Below are 3,579 nucleotides of genomic sequence, written 5' to 3'. Positions count from 1 at the left end.
AAATGTAATCCCCACAGGGTGGACAATTCAATCAGCTGTCGTCAGTTATCTAACGTGTCCATCAGCTTTAAAGGGCAGTAATTTATTTTGAAACCCATACCTAGGTTTAAGGGCGGTGAATTTTTAAAACCGTCACCTCGGTTTTTAAAGGGCGATTTTTACAAGTTTTCTCTTGGATCATTTCTATCAACGATAGTAGCCGATCTCGCTATTTTGTGAGTCTTAAGCATATCATTTAATACGAAATGATTGCAAGCCTTGATAATTCTAAAAACTTTAAGCTAAATAATCAAAATCCGTCATTCCCCAAAAAACTCACGTTTTTTAGCGAATGACGGATTTTATATCGTGCCTCTTATGGGGGTTATTAGGGGGCTTTGCCCCCTGATAGTAGTGAGCGAGAGCGAACGGAAACCCCTCGATAGTGTTTAGTGTAATGGCAGTATTGGGCGTGCGATATTGTTAATCGATCAGAGCAACTTCCCACCTAAAAAACCTAATGCGATATATCCTTACTACCGCCCTACGCCTGACGGCTACGGTTGCTGAATCTTTTTTAGCATTGCCGTGAACGCCAACGCTAAAAAAGATTTCCACAGAACATAGGTAACAAAATCAATAACTTGCTAAAAAATAAACATTATTAAAATTTAGTACGGTCTTATTTTTTGTTTTTTAGTTTTTTAGTTTTTTCGGATAAAAAAAACATTTTATTTTCAATAATTTATAAATTTATAAACGGACAAATTTCCTGTTATAAACGGACAAATTTCCTGTTATAAACGGACAAATTTCCTGTTATAAACGGACAAATTTCCTGTTATAAACGGACAAATGTTTTTTTATTGTCAGTTATTATGGGATATAGTAATATGCAGACAAGTCATTTTTCTCTGTCTGCTTATGTGGAATTTTTTCTTTATGGTAAATGATTTAGTTGTTGTAAAAGCGAATAGCCTTATTGAGGCAAGCTATCGCCTTAGTATTGATGAAGTTCGTATATTAGCTTTAACTATTGGCACAATGGATCCAAAGTCAAATCAAAAGGTTTTTGATTTCACAGTAGCTGATTTTGTACGAGAGTTCCCGGAAATTAGTCTAGACAACGCTTATAAACAAATTCAGGCTGCTATTAAGCGAATTTATGATCGGAGTGTTCATACGGAAGATGAAAGCCGTGTAACTGAATTTCGTTGGGTTTCTTCTCGAACTTATTTCAAAAAAGAGGGACGTTTTCGTATAGTTATGACTGATGAAGTTATGCCGTATTTGACACAACTTAAGGGACAGTTTACACCTTATCAATTGAAGAATATCGCATATTTTAATAGTGTTCACGCTATCCGTATTTATGAATTATGTATGCAGTATAAAATGTTAGGTGAACGAAAAATATCTATTGATGATCTAAAAAAATGGCTGCAAATTGAAAATAGATACTCTGCATTTTTTGATTTTAAAAAGAGAGTTTTAACGCCCGCAATAAATGAAATTAATGAAAAATCGGATCTACTCGTCGAGGTAGAACAGATTAAACAAGGACGTAGCATTATTGCATTAAAATTTATAATTACCCCAAAAGCTCACTCAACACGACAAATATACGGCGTATTTGAAGAAATAAAACGCCCACAAGTGGCAAAAGGCTCTAAAGCTGAGGGGGACTGGGCAACTGAAAATTACAATCTAGCTATTAAACAACTCCGAAATGAGGGAATTCTAAAAACTCGTTTCGTTGAAGACTCATTAAGAGATTTACCCTCAGAATGGTTAAAAGTTTTAATGAAATACACGACAATCATTAATCACGCTTTAACGAGAGAGATTGCGGATGAATTGAATAAGCGTGATAGATTGTAGGAAAAATAGAAATTTATTCATTTTGATAGAGCTTATGCTTTATTTTTTAATGAATAATCGAGGTTTTTATGAAATTAGATAAGCAATCAACTTTTAAACCTTTTATATATAACAAACACGTGTTTGACTTATCTCATTTAAATGCAAGCATTGTTAAATACGTACAAGAAGCAACAGATAAAGAAAAAACACCTATTGAATATCAAGTTTATGTCACCTATTCAATGCACTGTTTCACAAAAGACTATCCTACTCAAACGGAAGAAGAAAAGCAGAAATTAATGTATGTAACAAACCGAGAAAGCCGTCCCTTTTGTTTTAAGCGGTATGAACTTTCAAAACACTTACCCAGTATCATACAAAACTTAGCTCATTCAAAAATAGGTTTTGCTGGATATGATAATTTTGCAACTATTAAAATCTTTGATGAAGCTAGACAAGAAACTGTTTTCTATAAAGTAACTTTCGTAATGTATCGTTTTGAAAAGAAGTTACGACTGCACATATCTAGTGCATATCCAATTGAAAAATGGGAAAAATTAAAACCCATTGGATTTTTTAAAATTGCGCAAAATATTCTAAAAGGAAAAAAACTAAGAAAGCCTTAAGATAACAAACCCCACCGAAGTGGGGTTCGCTCAAAAATAAATTTGAGTATCCAGAATCGCCATTACCGGGCTTTGCCTCGACCATCATAGGTTGCGGAGTGTCTACTCCAAAATAGAATAGTCTGTCGCACTCTTTAGAAGTATTATGATAATGAAATCATAAAAATTCAAGACTAATTCTTATTTTTTAATGCCATAGAAATTTTAATTTCCTGCTGATAAGTATACGCATCCCTAATCTGATCCTGCACATAAGATATGTATTCCTTATATGCACTAATAATATCTAATGCCATTGAGCATTTTTCTAAATCGAATAGCCCTATATGAGTTTCTTCTTTTTTAATGTTCATTTCATAAGCTAATAAGGAATAAACCTCATTCCTAGTCATCATTTTTGACTTCCATAATTGATCCATACTTCGATGAACCAACAATCTCATTTTTCTTAAATTTTCATTAGCAAGCATCCCTAAGGGGTACTTAGATTCCTTATGTGTCCCTACATAAGCATTACAGTGAGAACACAGATAATAAAAAGAATTTTCTAAATCTATCCTATAAGGATAAATTACATTGCCTGAAACCAATTCAGCTTTTGTATTGCAATATGGACACGTGATATCAAACTCTTTTCCATAACCAATATTATCTCGCTCTACAATACGAGCTTTTCCTATTTTATTTGTGAGCCAACGCAAATCCTCAATTCGCTCACCAATAACATAAATATGGGTTTGTTGTTTTTTCCACAATTGAACTAAAATATCGATATGTTTTTTCTTCAAGTTTTTAATATCTTGGATCTTATAGCCTAAATCTATTAAACACTCCATTGATAGGTATAAGTTTTCTCTGCGATTAGAATAAGTATTGTTTTTTTTAAAAAAGGCTCGCAACGAAAATATTAAGTTATTCATCCCCTTTTATCGCCCAACATAGACCGCAGTGATTTCTTCCCGATTATGACCAAGCTCGCTACTTACTTGCAATCGAGCCTTTAAATTTGCTTGTTTTTCGCTTTCAGACAGCTTTCTAGACGTTTTCCCTCCGTTTTTAGGTGATGTAAGTCCCGATAGTTGCTCAAATCGTCTTTGTGCGTATGCGTGGC

3 protein-coding genes and 1 pseudogene are annotated in these 3,579 nt (G+C 33.6%); 2 read left to right on the top strand and 2 right to left on the bottom strand.

What is annotated here, in order from left to right:
• Window positions 1-921 precede the first annotated feature (921 nt).
• On the top strand, window positions 922-1,860 hold the full coding sequence (locus PF272_RS01525; RefSeq protein WP_039167296.1) for a replication initiation protein: 939 nt from the start codon (window positions 922-924) through the stop codon (window positions 1,858-1,860).
• A 68-nt stretch (window positions 1,861-1,928) separates the two neighbouring features.
• Complete coding sequence (locus PF272_RS01520) at window positions 1,929-2,468, top strand: hypothetical protein (RefSeq protein WP_039167294.1); 540 nt, start codon at window positions 1,929-1,931, stop codon at window positions 2,466-2,468.
• 173 nt (window positions 2,469-2,641) lie between these two features.
• Here PF272_RS01520 and PF272_RS01515 read toward each other — a convergent pair whose 3' ends face one another.
• Together PF272_RS01515 and PF272_RS01510 are read right to left on the bottom strand one after the other, a co-directional pair.
• The gene (locus tag PF272_RS01515; protein WP_271141375.1) at window positions 2,642-3,388 is read right to left on the bottom strand and encodes a zinc-finger-containing protein; all 747 of its coding nucleotides are present in this window, start codon (window positions 3,386-3,388) and stop codon (window positions 2,642-2,644) included.
• A gap of 6 nt (window positions 3,389-3,394) precedes the next feature.
• A pseudogene (locus tag PF272_RS01510) lies at window positions 3,395-3,579 on the bottom strand (integrase); the annotation flags it as partial.

It is taken from the genome of Gallibacterium faecale (assembly GCF_027920745.1).
In the GTDB taxonomy this organism is placed as follows: Bacteria; Pseudomonadota; Gammaproteobacteria; order Enterobacterales; family Pasteurellaceae; genus Gallibacterium; species Gallibacterium faecale.
This window is presented reverse-complemented; position numbering and strand designations above follow the sequence as displayed.

Excerpts from the sequence above, each read along its gene's own strand:
- PF272_RS01525 (WP_039167296.1), top strand. The coding sequence starts at position 922 with ATGGTAAATGATTTAGTTGTTGTAAAAGCGAATAGCCTTATTGAGGCA.
- PF272_RS01520 (WP_039167294.1), top strand. The coding sequence starts at position 1,929 with ATGAAATTAGATAAGCAATCAACTTTTAAACCTTTTATATATAACAAA.
- PF272_RS01515 (WP_271141375.1), bottom strand. The coding sequence starts at position 3,388 with ATGAATAACTTAATATTTTCGTTGCGAGCCTTTTTTAAAAAAAACAAT.